General features: G+C 60.1%; 14 protein-coding genes. All 14 read right to left on the bottom strand.

Annotated features, from left to right (window positions below; all coding sequences use genetic code 11):
• Positions 1–29: 29 nt before the first annotated feature.
• Complete coding sequence (locus AC1Z24_RS08365) at positions 30–686, bottom strand: SPOR domain-containing protein (protein WP_483745257.1); 657 nt, start codon at positions 684–686, stop codon at positions 30–32.
• The gene (gene folC, locus AC1Z24_RS08360; RefSeq protein WP_483745256.1) at positions 670–1,977 is read right to left on the bottom strand and encodes a bifunctional tetrahydrofolate synthase/dihydrofolate synthase; all 1,308 of its coding nucleotides are present in this window, start codon (positions 1,975–1,977) and stop codon (positions 670–672) included. Before folC ends, AC1Z24_RS08365 begins: the two co-directional genes overlap by 17 nt.
• Positions 1,974–2,894, bottom strand: a complete 921-nt coding sequence (gene accD / locus AC1Z24_RS08355; protein WP_259099752.1) for an acetyl-CoA carboxylase, carboxyltransferase subunit beta — start codon at positions 2,892–2,894, stop codon at positions 1,974–1,976. The genes folC and accD overlap by 4 nt, the downstream gene beginning before the upstream one ends.
• Before the next feature lie 176 nt (positions 2,895–3,070).
• Positions 3,071–3,691, bottom strand: a complete 621-nt coding sequence (locus AC1Z24_RS08350; RefSeq protein ID WP_483745255.1) for a phosphoribosylanthranilate isomerase — start codon at positions 3,689–3,691, stop codon at positions 3,071–3,073.
• Between the two features lie 58 nt (positions 3,692–3,749).
• Positions 3,750–4,574, bottom strand: coding sequence for a tRNA pseudouridine(38-40) synthase TruA (gene truA / locus AC1Z24_RS08345; RefSeq protein ID WP_483746568.1), 825 nt, complete (start codon positions 4,572–4,574; stop codon positions 3,750–3,752).
• 34 nt (positions 4,575–4,608) lie between these two features.
• Entirely contained in the window at positions 4,609–4,812 is a 204-nt protein-coding gene (locus AC1Z24_RS08340; protein ID WP_483745254.1) for a hypothetical protein, read from the bottom strand.
• 59 nt (positions 4,813–4,871) lie between these two features.
• Positions 4,872–7,604 carry a motility hub landmark protein FimV gene (locus AC1Z24_RS08335; protein WP_483745253.1) on the bottom strand — a complete coding sequence of 911 codons (2,733 nt, stop codon included), beginning with the start codon at positions 7,602–7,604 and terminating at the stop codon, positions 4,872–4,874.
• Positions 7,605–7,704: 100 nt separating this feature from the next.
• Positions 7,705–8,715 (bottom strand): aspartate-semialdehyde dehydrogenase, encoded by a 1,011-nt coding sequence (locus AC1Z24_RS08330; RefSeq protein ID WP_483745252.1) that lies wholly within the window; start codon positions 8,713–8,715, stop codon positions 7,705–7,707.
• Between the two features lie 94 nt (positions 8,716–8,809).
• Complete coding sequence (locus AC1Z24_RS08325) at positions 8,810–9,370, bottom strand: DUF1285 domain-containing protein (RefSeq protein WP_483745251.1); 561 nt, start codon at positions 9,368–9,370, stop codon at positions 8,810–8,812.
• Between the two features lie 113 nt (positions 9,371–9,483).
• Positions 9,484–10,086 (bottom strand): DUF4823 domain-containing protein, encoded by a 603-nt coding sequence (locus AC1Z24_RS08320; protein ID WP_259099743.1) that lies wholly within the window; start codon positions 10,084–10,086, stop codon positions 9,484–9,486.
• 106 nt (positions 10,087–10,192) lie between these two features.
• A complete protein-coding gene (locus AC1Z24_RS08315; protein ID WP_483745250.1) occupies positions 10,193–11,161 on the bottom strand; it encodes a GTP 3',8-cyclase MoaA in 969 nt (322 codons plus the stop codon).
• A gap of 89 nt (positions 11,162–11,250) precedes the next feature.
• Positions 11,251–11,913 carry a TetR/AcrR family transcriptional regulator gene (locus AC1Z24_RS08310; protein WP_483745249.1) on the bottom strand — a complete coding sequence of 221 codons (663 nt, stop codon included), beginning with the start codon at positions 11,911–11,913 and terminating at the stop codon, positions 11,251–11,253.
• 513 nt (positions 11,914–12,426) lie between these two features.
• Positions 12,427–13,218, bottom strand: coding sequence for a TatD family hydrolase (locus tag AC1Z24_RS08305; protein ID WP_483745248.1), 792 nt, complete (start codon positions 13,216–13,218; stop codon positions 12,427–12,429).
• Positions 13,219–13,232: 14 nt separating this feature from the next.
• The gene (locus AC1Z24_RS08300) at positions 13,233–13,589 is read right to left on the bottom strand and encodes a PilZ domain-containing protein (RefSeq protein ID WP_259099735.1); all 357 of its coding nucleotides are present in this window, start codon (positions 13,587–13,589) and stop codon (positions 13,233–13,235) included.
• Between the last annotated feature and the right edge of the window lie 21 nt (positions 13,590–13,610).

Here is a 13,610-nt window from a genome sequence, read left to right as displayed (position 1 = left end):
CGGCAGGCAGCATTTAGAGCCTTTTCGTCTCAGTTATGCTCAGGCTGGAAGCGTACGACGATGCCCTTGAGCTTCTGCTGTTTATCCAGCTGATCACGCAGGCGATCGGCTTCGGCGCGCTCGATCAGCGGTCCGACGAATACCCGGTTGACCCCGTCCGACGTGCGGATGTAGGCGTTATAGCCCTGGGTGCGCAGGGTTTTCTGCAGGTTGTCGGCATTGGCCCGGTTGGACAGGCTGGCCAATTGCACCGACCAACTGACCGACAAGCCATTGGCATCGACCCGGCTTGGCTCAGCGGCCGGCGCTGCGGGTGCTGCCGGCTTGGCAGGTGCTGGCGTCGCTGCAGGTGTCGGCTTGGCAGGCGCGCTGGCCACCGCTGTCGGCTTGGCCGCCGGGACGGTTACAACCGGCTTGGCTGGCGTCGGCGAAGGCACCGGCACAGGCGTCGCAGCGTCTTCTTCCGGAACAGGCTCTTGAGGCAAAGCCTGCTGCTCGGGAACCGGCACTGATTCGACCTTTACCTGAGGCAGCGTTGGCGCCTGCGGTGCGGCCGGCGCATCGACCTGAACCCGCCGGGCTTCATCCTGGCGCGAGAACAGCATGGGTAGAAAGATCACCGCGATAGCGATCAGGACCAGCGCGCCGACCATGCGCTGTTTGTAGGCTTTATCCAGCAAGGCCATTTGCAGATTCCTCCGTGGCGTGCCGAGTCAACCATTCCAGGGCCTCGGAAACGCAGTAAAAAGACCCGAACAGCAAAATCTCGTCATCGGCCGTCGCGTGCGCGCACTGGGCTTGCAGTGCCTGCGCAACACTGGGGTATGACGTCACGTTTGCGCCAAGGTTCTGCAAGGCCGCCTGAAGTTCGTCGGGCTGGCGACTGCGCGATGTGGGTAACGGGGCGACTGCCCAGTCCTGAATACTGTTGTGCAACTCGGCAACCACGCCGTCCAGATCCTTGTCGGCGAGCAGGCCGAACACCGCCAGACGCTTGCCCGGTACGGGGCGCTGGGCCAGGCGTCGAGCCAGAAACTGCGCGGCATGACCGTTATGGCCCACGTCCAGCAGCAAATTCAGGGTCTTGCCGTGCCAGTGCACCACGCGACGTTCCAGACGACCGGTCACCCGGGTGGCCTGCAACGCGGTACGAATCACGTCCGCTTGCCACGGCAGGTCGAGCAGCAGATAAGCCTGCAAGGCCAGTGCGGCGTTTTCCATGGGCAGGTCGAGCAACGGCAGGTCATGCAGCTCGACCAGTTGCCCCGCTGCATCACGCCCCGCCCAGTGCCAACTGTTGGCGCTGATGGACAGGTCGAACTCATTGCCGCGCAGCGACAGCGGACAATGCAGCTCGGCCGCCCGGGCCAGCAGCGGTTGCGGTGGATCGAGATCGCCACAGACCACCGGACGCCCTTCGCGGAAGATTCCGGCCTTTTCGAAAGCCACGGACTCGCGGGTATCGCCCAGCCAATCGGCGTGATCCAGGCCGATACTGGTGACCAGCGCCAGATCGGCATCGATCAGGTTCACGGCATCCAGACGACCGCCCAGGCCCACTTCCAGCACCACGGCATCCAGTGCCGCCTGCTCGAACAGCCAGAAAGCCGCCAGGGTGCCCATTTCGAAATAGGTCAGGGTGACATCGCCGCGGGCCGCTTCTACGGCCGAGAAGGCATCGCACAGCTCAAGATCGGTGGCTTCGACGCACTGCACCTGCACACGCTCGTTATAGCGCAACAGGTGGGGTGAGCTGTAGACGCCGACCCTGAGGCCTTGGGCGCGCAGCAACGCGGCAACGAAAGCACAGGTCGAGCCCTTGCCGTTGGTGCCGGTGACCGTGATCACCCGTGGTGCCGGGCGAGTCAGGCCAAGCTGAGTCGCCACCTGCCGTGAGCGATCAAGGCCCATGTCGATGGCCGAAGGATGCAATTGCTCCAGATAGGCCAGCCAGTCCCCCAGGGATCCTGGCGTCATACGTTGGCCGGGGCCGGTGGAACGACGATCGGTTCCAGTACAGGCGCAACGAACTTCGGCGTCGGCAGGTCCATCAGCTGCGCCAGCAGGTTGCCCAGGCGTGGGCGCAGCTCGGCACGGTGGATAATCATGTCGATAGCGCCGTGCTCCAGCAGGAACTCACTGCGCTGGAAGCCTTCCGGAAGTTTTTCCCGAACGGTCTGCTCGATCACGCGAGGGCCGGCGAAACCGATCAGTGCCTTGGGCTCGGCGACAATCACGTCACCAAGCATGGCCAGACTGGCGGAAACACCACCGTAGACCGGGTCGGTCAGCACGGAAATGAACGGCAGGCCTTCTTCACGAAGACGCGCCAGCACGGCGGAAGTCTTGGCCATCTGCATCAGGGAGATCAGCGCTTCCTGCATGCGTGCGCCACCGGAGGCTGCGAAGCAGATCATCGGGCAGCGCTTTTCCAGTGCGTAGTTGGCGGCCTGAACAAAGCGCTCACCGACGATGGCACCCATGGAACCGCCCATGAACGAGAATTCGAAGGCGCTGGCCACGACCGGCATGCCCAACAGGGTGCCACTCATGGAGATCAAGGCATCTTTTTCACCGGTCTGCTTCTGTGCAGCGGTGAGGCGGTCCTTGTACTTCTTGCTGTCGCGGAATTTCAGGCGATCCACCGGCTCCAGATCGGCGCCCAGCTCGTTACGACCTTCGGCATCAAGGAAGATGTCCAGGCGTGCACGTGCGTCGATACGCATGTGGTGGTTGCACTTGGGGCAGACGTCCAGGGTCTTTTCCAGTTCCGGACGATAGAGCACCGCCTCGCAGGACGGGCATTTGTGCCAGAGGCCTTCGGGGACGGAGCTTTTCTTGACCTCGGAACGCATGATCGAAGGGATCAGTTTGTCTACCAACCAGTTGCTCATGCTTTCTTTCTCCAGTTCCGGTGGCTAGAACGTCAGGCGACTCGGCGCCTGCGTATGCCCTTGAGCTAAATTCATAACAAATGTGTGGCCGCTCAAGCCGGGAAGGCGCCCTTCCCGGCCAAAGCAGGTCCAATAACTGTGAGGCTATGGACGGCGGCAGTACCGCTGCCGTCACATCAAGCCCCGTGTACCGCACTCATGAATGCACGAATCTTGTCGTGATCCTTGATGCCTCTGGATTTTTCCACGCCGCCACTGACATCCACGGCATAAGGGCGAACCTGGGCGATGGCCTGGGCTACATTAGCCGAAGTCAGGCCACCGGCCAGGATAATCGGCTTTTCCAGACCTTGAGGAATCAGCGCCCAGTCAAAAGACTCTCCGGTGCCGCCCGGCACGCCGGGCACATAGGCATCAAGTAGAATGCCACTGGCCTGGCGATAAGCCCGGCAAGCCGCTGCAATATCGTCACCGGCCTGCACCCGCAGGGCTTTGATGAACGGGCGGTGATAGCCGACGCATTGTTCGGGCGTTTCATCACCGTGGAACTGCAACAGATCCAGCGGAACGGCATCCAGGGTCTCGTTCAACTCACAGGCACTGGCGTTGACGAACAACCCGACCGTACTGATAAACGGTGGCAACGCGGCGATGATTGCCCGCGCCTGCTGCACAGTGACAGCCCGCGGACTTGGCGGATAGAAGACAAAACCGATGGCATCGGCACCTGCCTCGACGGCGGCCAATGCATCTTCTATGCGGGTAATCCCGCAGATTTTGCTGCGAACGGCTGACATGTCACAGATTCCTGCCTTTCAGCGAAGTCCGGGATGGTAGCAAATGCTCGTGCGGGCGTCAGCCGTCAAGTTCGGCGAAACCTGTAAGGAAATGCGGCCCGATATAGCGCTCCGGCAGGGGAAACTCGTCACGATATTCAACCTGGACCAGATAGAGGCCGAAGGGATGCGCCGTGACCCCGCCGGTGCGGCGTATCTTGCTTTCCAATACTTCCCTGGCCCACTCGATGGGGCGCTCACCGGCACCGATGGTCATCAGCACCCCGGCGATATTGCGCACCATGTGGTGCAGGAAGGCATTGGCGCGAATGTCGAGGACGATCATCTTGCCGTGGCGCGTTACCCGCAGGTGATGCAACTGCTTGATCGGCGACTTGGCCTGGCACTGTCCGGCACGGAAAGCGCTGAAGTCATGGGTACCGACCAGGTACTCTGCGGCCAGAGCCATGCGCTCCACATCCAGCGGCCGGTGATTCCAGGTGATTTCCTGATTCAGGTGCGCCGGACGGATCTGGTCGTTGTAGATCACATAGCGATACCGCCGGGCAATCGCCTTGAAACGGGCGTGGAAATGCGCAGGCATGACCTTGGCCCAGCTCACGCTGATGTCATGGGGCAGATTGATATTGGCGCCCATGGTCCAGGCTTTCATCGAGCGCTCAGCCTGGGTATCGAAGTGCACCACCTGACCGCAGGCGTGAACCCCGGCGTCGGTGCGGCCGGCGCACATCAGCGAGACCGGCGAATCGGCGACTTTGGACAGGGCGTCTTCCAGGGTTTCCTGCACCGTCAGCACGCCTGAAGCCTGACGCTGCCAGCCGCAGTAGCGCGAGCCTTTGTATTCAACGCCCAGCGCAATACGGAAAAAGCCCTCGGCAGCCATTTCAGCTACCGGGTTATCTATGTTCGCCAAGAAATCACAGCCTGTTGAAGATCGAAAAGTCGGCCATTATAAGGCCGCCGAGAAAAGACGCCATGCGCAGGCCGATCAGGACATAAACAGAAACGGCCGCATCGGCGGCCGTTTTTGTCAAATACCTACAAGGTGCGTTCAGGTTGCTCTGTGGGACCGGCTTTAGCCGGGAAGACAATATGACAGACGATAGAAAAGTATCGGTCATTACTGAGTCTTCCCGGCTAAAGCCGGTCCCACATGATTCGTGCGCGCGGCAGGGTTCTGTCAGGCCAACCGCGCCAGCATTTCCTGGGCTTCGGCCTTTTGAGTGGCGTTACCCTCGGCAACCACCTCATCAAGGATATCCCGGGCGCCGTCGCTGTCTTCCATCTCGATGTAGGCACGGGCCAGGTCGAGTTTGGTCGCCGCTTCATCAGTGCCCGACAGGAAGTCGAAGTCTGGCTCATCATCCATCGACATTGCGTCATCGGCGGTGAAGCTTGGCGCCTCAAACGGTTTGGCGATCGGCGGATGTTCCAGGTTCGCCGAAAGACGATCCAGTTCGGCGTTGACATCGTCGATCTCGGAGGCAAAAGCCTCGGTAGCCTGGGCGGTTTCAAGATCGTCCGATAGCGACAGGTCGAAGTCATCAGGCAGTTGCAGATCGTGAATTTCCGGCTCTTCGGCGTCGACGACGCCCAGATCCAGCGCGTCGTCATCCAGCACGAAATCATCTTCGGCTTTCAGCTCAGGCGCGTCTTCGCCAAGATCCAGATCGAAATCGGACAGATCATCCATGGCGTCCGCTTCGGCCTTGGCTTCGGTCTGCTGTTGCAACAGCGATTCGAAGCTTGGCTCGGCAGCAGCAGGCGCCGACGGTTCGTCCGCCAACAGATCATCAAGGCTGAGATCGACCGGTGTCTGGGTTGGCTCGTCATCGAGTCCGTCCAGGCTCAGGTCAAATTCATTATCATCCAGGGCGTCAAATGCGTCGTCTGCCACCGGCTCGGGTTCCGGCTCAGGCGCAGCGACCACTGGTGGCTCGGGCTCGGGATCGTCCTGCAACAGTTCTTCGACGTATTTGGCATCCAGTTCTGCGGCAATGGCCGCAGCAGTCACGCTGGCAGCCGCTACGGCGGCTGTTGCTGCAACTGTGTTCATGGTCGGGTAACGACTCTTTAGCTGCTCGACCTCAGCGTGATTCTTTCCCGCAGCCACCATTTTCCGTTCGTGGACCGCGAACGCCTTGGTGTTGCCTTGCTCGGCGTAGATTTCCATCAGCTTCATACGAACATCGGTGCGATCCGGATCCTCCTTGATCGCTTCCTCAAGCAACTCGACTGCCTGGTTCATGCGGCCGTAGGCGATATGAATCTCGGCCTGAACCAGTGCATCAGCCGGAACTTCACGGGCTGGCGCAGCGGCGGCGGATGGCGCCATTTTGACGCTTGGCGGCGGCACATCGAGGCCGTCAAAGCTGGCCTGAGGCAGCTCCATGTCCATATCGGAAACGAAATCCGACTCCTCAGCCAAGGCACGGGCCATGCGTTTGTGTTTGTCCGCTTCTTCCCTGGCCTTGCGGCGACGGATCAGGAACAACGCCAGCAGCAGCAACAACAGAACCGCGCCGCCACCGATCAGACCCATCATCACCGGATTGGCCAGCAGCTTGTTCAGCGAGCTTTCCATGGTTTCCGGTGGCGGCGCGACCGGCTCTACCAGCAGCGACTTGTCGGGTTCCGGTGCGCTGACCTGGGCAGCATCACCAGCCGCAGCCGCTGGCTGCGCCGGGGTTTCAGCAGGCTTGGCGGCGTTGGCCGGAACGATAGTGGCTGGAACCGCAGGTGTTGCTGCCGGAGTCGCCGGGGCAGCTTCCGGAGCCTGCATCTTGGCCAATTGATCGTTTTTCAGCTGAATCAGGCGTTGCAGCTTGTCGACCTGGCTTTGCAGGTCGGTCATGCGGCTTTTCAATTCGGCGTTGTCGCGACGGGCGGTATCCAGACTTTCCTGGGCCACTGCCAGTTTGTTGCCAATGTCCTTGTCGCCGACAACGCCTTTACCGCCCTTGGCAGGCTTGGCGTTGGCTGATACCAGGCTCAGGTTGTCCTTGGGCTCGACCTTGGATGGCGCGGCACCGGCCTTCTCGCGACGGGTCGCATCGACCTGACGGGCGCCGGCAGCTGGCGCACGGCGGCCTTCACGCCAGGCGCGATTCTGTTGCGCAACTTCGGTGACCGCCTTGGGCTGCGGCATGGCTGCGGCCTGTTCCGGCGTTGGCAGGCGTAGGACCTGGCCTTTTTTCAGGCGGTTGATGTTGCCCGCAATGAAGGCATCCGGGTTCAGCGCCTGGATGGCCAGCATGGTCTGTTGGACCGAACCGCCGTTACGCACTTTCTCGGCAATCTGCCAGAGGGTGTCGTTATTGCCGGTGGTGTATTGAGTGGTGCCCTTGGCATCAGCCGCAGGTTTTGCAGCCGGTGCAGGCGGATTAGTGCCGGCGGCTGGCGCTACAGGTTCTGCAGGCGGCAGTGCAACCGGGGCCGGAGCAGGCGCCGGAGTCGGCGCGGTCGCAGGCAATTGTGCCGTGGCTGCAGCAGCGGCGGCAGCCTCAGGCGAGAATTTTGGTGGATCGAGCAGCAAGCTGTATTCGCGCAGCAAGCGGCCGTTGGGCCACAGCACCTGCACGAGGAATTTCACATAGGGCTCACGCACCGCACGGGAAGAGGTAATGCGCAGCACACTCTTGCCATTGGCGTTGATCACCGGAGTGAACGTCAGGTCATTGAGAAATGCCTGCCGGGCAATGCCCGCCTGAGCGAAATCGGCCGTGGTCGCCAGGCTCGGCACCACCTGTCCGGCACTGAGGCCACCGGCATCTTTAAGCTCGATTTCAGCTACCAACGGCTGGTTCAGGGTCGACTTGACCGACAATTCCCCGAGCCCCAGCGCGTGCGCCATACCTGATGACAGCGCTGAAGCCGCAGCGATTGCTAATACCAGTTTACGAACCTGAACCATAGCCCATCCCTTGTTCAAAAATTCCCCGGCAGCCGAGGAGGTAAATCCTGCCAGTGGGTGTCAAGCTAGAATGATTCTACAAATTGTTGCCAAGTATCTTTTACACATAGCCTTTTATCAACAATTCGGCGAGCTGCACAGCGTTTAGAGCGGCACCTTTGCGAACATTATCAGACGCAAGCCACAAATTAAGTTGCGCAGCGTCATCAATACCCGCCCGAACGCGCCCCACATAGACCACGTCCTGACCCACTGCGTCACCCACTGCCGTCGGATAATCCCCAGCATCGACCAGCTCGATCCCCGGTGCGGCCTCAAGCGCGGCGCTCACTGCAGGCAGGTCAACGGCGATCGCCGACTGCACCGCGACAGTAAAGCTGTCGCCAAAAAATACCGGGGCCTGAATGCAGGACACAGAAACCTTCAGTAAAGGCAGTGCGAGCAACTCGCGCAACTCCGCAACCAGACGTTTTTCCAGCGGCACATGGCCCTGCTCGTCCGGCGCGCCCACTTGAGCCAGCAGGTTAAAGGCCATTTGCCGATCAAAGAAACGCGGTTCAAGAGGACGGACATTCAACAATTCGGTAGTTTGCCGGGCCAGTTCCGACACCCCTTCGCGTCCCTGGCTCGATACCGCCAGACACGCCGTAACGCTGATGTGCTGGATATCCAGCAGGCCACGCAGCGGAGCCAACGCCATGGCCACCGCAATCGCCGACGCGCTGGGGCTGGCAACCTGCGCGGGTTTGCTTATGGCCGACAGGCGTTCGGCATTGACTTCCGGCACCAGATTCGGCGCCTGAGACACTGGTAACGCGCCCGACAAGTCGATGACTGCACACCCCGCCGCCATCGCACGCTCAACGTAGCTGAGGCTGATCGCCGGGCCTGCTGCGAAGAACGCCAGGGCGACCTTACTGAAATCGAACTCGTTGACCTCACGCACCCGCACATTCTTGCCGCGATACGGCACGGATTGGCCGGCGGACTCGATACTGGCCAGTAAATGCAACTGGCCAACCGGGAAGTCACGCTCTTCAAGAATCTGGACGATGTTTTCGCCGACAGTACCGGTGGCGCCGATCACGGCGATATCAAAGGACTGGCTCATGCAAAAACCTCAGGAAAAACAGGGAGCGGCACTTTACTCGCCACATCACAGGCAGGCAATCGAGGCTTGGCTTTGCTGGCCTGCCGCGGACTCATCAGGGCTCAAGCCCGATGGGGAAAAAATCGCCATGACTCCAGACACCCAGCCAGCGCTGCCCGTCGATTTTCCGGGAGACCGCCAGCTCGACCAACTGATAGAACACGTTGCGATGAATCAGCGCCTCAAGATTGGCGCGCACATGAATATAGGGCGCCGGTTCCTGGGTCTGGGGGTCAGTGACGACGCGCAGGCGGTGCTCAGCGCCCGCTTCGGTCAGGTCCTCGACATTGGTGGTAAAGCGCAATATTTGCTGCTCGCCCTGCCCTTGCACCTCGAGGCTGACTGCCACGAAAGGCGCATCGTCGACCCGAATACGGACTTTTTCTACGGGAGTAATAAGGAAATAGTCATCGTCATCGCGACGCATGATGGTGGAGAACAGCCGCACCATGGGTTTGCGGCCGATCGGCGTACCCAGGTAGTACCAGGTGCCGTCGCGGGCGATACGCATGTCGATATCGCCGCAGAAATCCGGGTTCCACAAATGCACGGGCGGCAGCCCTTTGGACTTGGGAATTTGTGCGAACAGATCGTTGGCCTTGCCCGGACCAGTCATGCCTGACTCCTATCAGATTGAATAGCACAACGCCTTTCTGTGGGACCGGCTTTAGCCGGGAAGACGTATTCCCGGCTAAAGCCGGTCCCACATTTTATGAGATCCTTCTGGGATTATTTACTCATACCCAGCAACATTCGAGCGTAATCCTCCAATGGCGGAATAAGCAAATCCTCGGGCGCAGTGTTGTGCAACGTCAGCAATCCGCCACGGGCATGGATGCGGGCGCTGTCGATCAGGTAGCGGGTGCCGGTCTCGATCACCATCAACTGGATCACGCCACTGTCGATACCCAGACGATCCAGGGCTTCCTGGTCAGACCATTCGTCAAAATTACCGATGCGGTCGTCGGATTTGGCGAAGCGCGTGTACAACAGATAATGTGCGCCGGCCGCCCGCGCCTGGGTCATCGCTTCTTCCAGACCCATGGGCCCAGGAGCGCGGCGAACCATCGGAAAATACTCGACGAAGCCGTCGAAGGCCTCTTCGGCAATCACGTTGGGGCGTGGATAGTTGACGCCTTTGGGCACGAAATTGCCCTGGGCGATATAAATAAAGGAGTCCGGCTGCAGGCGCAGGTTATTGATGCGATGGGTATCGCTGTGATCGAGCAACCCTGCATCACTGAACTGATCGCGGGTGCCTTCGGCCATGTCGCTGACACTCATGCAACCACTCAACGCCAAAAGCGCCAGCACTAAAACCAGGCTACGCATTATCCCCTCCAAGTACCGGTGACGGAAAACCGGCGAATAGCCTGCTAATGCAGCTTCCGCGCCATCTCTGCGCAGAATGCTGTATCACGCTTGTAACAGCAGATGATCAGCCGCCGATGATCTTCATTACCGTCGCCCCGCCAGAGAACGCCACATCCTGCTTGTCCCCCAGGGCCTTGACCAATAGCCGCTGCAAGGTAGGCAAGGCCTGATGCCGAGGCTTGTCGAGCAAATCGCCGACATAGTGTCTATTGCTGGAGGACAGGCAACCGTGCAGCCAGCCTGTGGAAGACAGGCGCAGGCGTGAGCAGGTCCGGCAAAACGGCACGCTTTCGTTGGCGATCACGCCGAAAAAGCCCTGGCCCGGAATGTGATAACGCACCGCAGTAGCATCAATGGGCGCCTGGGCCTGCAGGTATTCATAGCGCTCGCCGATCAGCGCCAGCAGTTGTTGCAGGCTGACGAACTGCTGCAGGAAGGCATTGGAATCGCTGGCCAGGTGGCCCATGCGCATCAGCTCTATAAAGCGCAGCTCGTAACCGCGCTCCAGGCAGTAATCAAGCAACGGCATGACCTGATCCAGGTTCTGCCCGCGCAACGGCACCATGTTGACCTTGATCTTCAGGCCAGCGGCCTGCGCCTGCTCCATGCCGTCAAGGACAGTGGCCAGGTCGCCGCCCCGGGCGATACGCCGGAACGCATCGGGATCAAGAGTATCGAGGGAAACATTCAACCGGCGGATACCGGCTGCCAGCAGGATAGGCAGCTTGCGCGCCAGTAACTGGCCATTGGTGGTCAGGCTGATATCCGCCAGTCCAAGACCGCCGACCTGGGTCATGAAGGACTCCAGGCGTGGACTGACCAAGGGCTCGCCGCCGGTAATGCGCAACCGCTCAATCCCGGCCGCTTCGATCAGGTACGCCACACCACGGGCCAACGCATCTGCCGAGAGTTCATCCTGGGCAGCAACCAACCGCTTGCCGTCGGGCACGCAGTAGGTACAGGCGTAGTTACAGGCTGACGTCAGGCTGACTCGCAGATTGCGAAAGCGTCGGCCCTGGCGATCGACGATCATGGTCGACTCCGAAGGGAGGAAAGCCCGAGTATATTCCTCGCAGATGGCGCCCCGCATCGTTTGCGAGCGCCATCACGCCGGCGAATGCGTCAACCGTCGCTGGCAGTTGGGCCCGCGTCGGTAATCGCCTCAGGGTCACGCTTGCGCTTGTTGCCCATGCGCACACCAATATCCATGAGGAACTGGAAGAAACCCTCCTGATCTTCCAGCACATTGCTCCAGAACGGCGAGTGATACAGCGCCACCGCACCATGGACCAGAGCCCAGGCCGCGCAATAGTGGAAATAGGGCGGAACGTCTTCGAGCTTGCCTTCGGTGATGCGGCCCTTGATCAGCAGGGTCAGGTGTTCGAAGTTCGAGGCGCGGATCTTGTGCAGCTCGCCGACCATCTCCGGCACCTGATTGCCCTTAACCACCTTTTCTTCCAGACGGTCGAACAGGCGATAACGCTGCGGATCGCGCATGCGGAACTCAAAGTAGGCCCGCGACAGCGATTCCCTGTCCTTATCCACATCAGCAGACAGCAGCAGCTCGTTCAAATCGCGCTCGTAGTCGAGCATCAGGCGCAGATAGATCTCCGCCTTGGACTTGAAGTGCTTGTAGATGGTGCCTTTGCCGATACCCACGGCATCCGCAATCATCTCGACGGTGACACTGTCTTCACCCTGGTCGAGAAACAGCTTGAGTGCGGTGTCGAGAATTTCCTGCTCGCGGCGACGAAACTCACGGACCTTGCGAGGTTCTTTCTGCATAAGGAGGTCTGTCGGGGTCAAAATCGAAGCCGGGTATTATGCCTAACTTGCAACAAATTGCACGGATCATCCGACCATATCCCGCCATTCTGCGGATTTATGCGGGATGTTGGCAGGAATCGCGGCAGCCTTCCTGAAATGGTGTTTGACCTTGGGTATGCGTGACCCTGTGAGACCGGCTTTAGCCGGGAAGGCGCTTTCCCGGCTAAAGCCGGTCCCATAGCAGAATCTCATTTCAATTCAGGCAGGTGCATCGGGTTTGCGATGTGCCGAGTCAACTCAACCGCAGCAACCGGCACACAATTGCCGTCCGGCTATTCCAAATCTGTTTAAAAAACGTACAAACCGGCACTGGACGCCCGCCAATACTGACCAATACTTACAGCGTTGGCGCGGCATATCCCCCAAATGACGTGCCAGTAAAGGTGCCAATGGATAGCGTACCTTTGTTTTACTCCTAATGGTCTTAACCCGGATTCACCCCCCAGAACCCGGGTTTTTTTTGCCTGCGATTTAACGCGAGGCTGCGACCCTGGCCAGAGGGAACAGACGACGGAAGTTTTCCGTGGTCTGCTCGGCAAAGGCTTCGTAACTTTCGCCGCGCAACATCGCCAGGAACTCGGCCACTTCGCGCACGTACTGCGGCAGGTTCGGCTTGCCGCGATAGGGAATCGGCGCCAGATAGGGGGAATCGGTTTCCACCAGCAGACGATCGGCAGGCACCTGCCGCGCAACATCGCGCAGCGCATCAGCATTGCGGAAGGTGACGATGCCCGACAGGGAAATATAAAAGCCCAGGTCCAGTGCCGCCTTGGCCATGTCCCAATCTTCGGTGAAACAGTGCAGTACGCCGCCCTGAGGCAAGGCCGCTTCGCGCAACAGCTCCAGAGTGTCGGCACGGGCGCCACGGGTATGCACGATGACCGGTTTGCCGGTGATATTCGCCGCTTGCAGATGCAGACGGAAAGATTGCTGCTGGACTTCGGCCGCTTCCGGCTCGTAGTGATAATCCAGACCGGTCTCACCGATGGCCACTACCCGCGGGTGATCCAGTTCACGCAACAGCCAGTCCAGGGCCGGAGCGCCCTGGGGCTGCACGTCCAGCGGATGAATCCCTACCGAACAGTCCACATCGTCATAGCGATCGGCCAATGCGCGAACCGCAGCAGCATTGTCGGTACTGACACCGATGCACAGGAAATGTCCGACACCCCTGGCCCGGGCGGCCTCCAGGGCAGTGTCGAGAGAACCTGCGTGCTGGGCGAGGTCAAGGCGGTCGAGGTGACAATGGGAATCTACAAGCATGGGAGCAATGGCAACTACATCGTATGGGTGGGACGGTCGGACTTGAGGGCGCCGGCCAGGTAGGTTTCGATCATGGTCCGGGCGGTATTGTCGCCGTCGTTGAATTGCACACCGACACCGGCGGCGCGGTTACCCTGGGCTCCGCGCGGCGTAATCCAGGTGACCTTGCCGGCGACCGGAATCTTTTCCGGCTCGTCCATCAGGTTGAGCAGCATGAAGACTTCGTCGCCGAGCTTGTAGCTCTTGCTGGTGGGGATAAACAGCCCGCCGTTCTTGATAAAGGGCATATACGCCGCGTAGAGCACGGACTTGTCCTTGATGGTCAGGGACAAAATACCGTTACGTGGACCGGAATTCAGCGGCAGGCTCATTAAATCTCCTTTAGGTGTTCC

The sequence above is a fragment of the Pseudomonas sp. JL23 genome (assembly GCF_056933585.1).
Note: the sequence above shows the minus strand (reverse complement) of the source record. Positions and strands in the feature narration are given on the sequence as shown.

Coding starts and splice junctions, on each gene's coding strand:
- AC1Z24_RS08365 (WP_483745257.1), bottom strand. CDS start 686: ATGGCCTTGCTGGATAAAGCCTACAAACAGCGCATGGTCGGCGCGCTG.
- folC (WP_483745256.1), bottom strand. CDS start 1,977: ATGACGCCAGGATCCCTGGGGGACTGGCTGGCCTATCTGGAGCAATTG.
- accD (WP_259099752.1), bottom strand. CDS start 2,894: ATGAGCAACTGGTTGGTAGACAAACTGATCCCTTCGATCATGCGTTCC.
- AC1Z24_RS08350 (WP_483745255.1), bottom strand. CDS start 3,691: ATGTCAGCCGTTCGCAGCAAAATCTGCGGGATTACCCGCATAGAAGAT.
- truA (WP_483746568.1), bottom strand. CDS start 4,574: ATGGCTGCCGAGGGCTTTTTCCGTATTGCGCTGGGCGTTGAATACAAA.
- AC1Z24_RS08340 (WP_483745254.1), bottom strand. CDS start 4,812: ATGACCGATACTTTTCTATCGTCTGTCATATTGTCTTCCCGGCTAAAG.
- AC1Z24_RS08335 (WP_483745253.1), bottom strand. CDS start 7,604: ATGGTTCAGGTTCGTAAACTGGTATTAGCAATCGCTGCGGCTTCAGCG.
- AC1Z24_RS08330 (WP_483745252.1), bottom strand. CDS start 8,715: ATGAGCCAGTCCTTTGATATCGCCGTGATCGGCGCCACCGGTACTGTC.
- AC1Z24_RS08325 (WP_483745251.1), bottom strand. CDS start 9,370: ATGACTGGTCCGGGCAAGGCCAACGATCTGTTCGCACAAATTCCCAAG.
- AC1Z24_RS08320 (WP_259099743.1), bottom strand. CDS start 10,086: ATGCGTAGCCTGGTTTTAGTGCTGGCGCTTTTGGCGTTGAGTGGTTGC.
- AC1Z24_RS08315 (WP_483745250.1), bottom strand. CDS start 11,161: ATGATCGTCGATCGCCAGGGCCGACGCTTTCGCAATCTGCGAGTCAGC.
- AC1Z24_RS08310 (WP_483745249.1), bottom strand. CDS start 11,913: ATGCAGAAAGAACCTCGCAAGGTCCGTGAGTTTCGTCGCCGCGAGCAG.
- AC1Z24_RS08305 (WP_483745248.1), bottom strand. CDS start 13,218: ATGCTTGTAGATTCCCATTGTCACCTCGACCGCCTTGACCTCGCCCAG.
- AC1Z24_RS08300 (WP_259099735.1), bottom strand. CDS start 13,589: ATGAGCCTGCCGCTGAATTCCGGTCCACGTAACGGTATTTTGTCCCTG.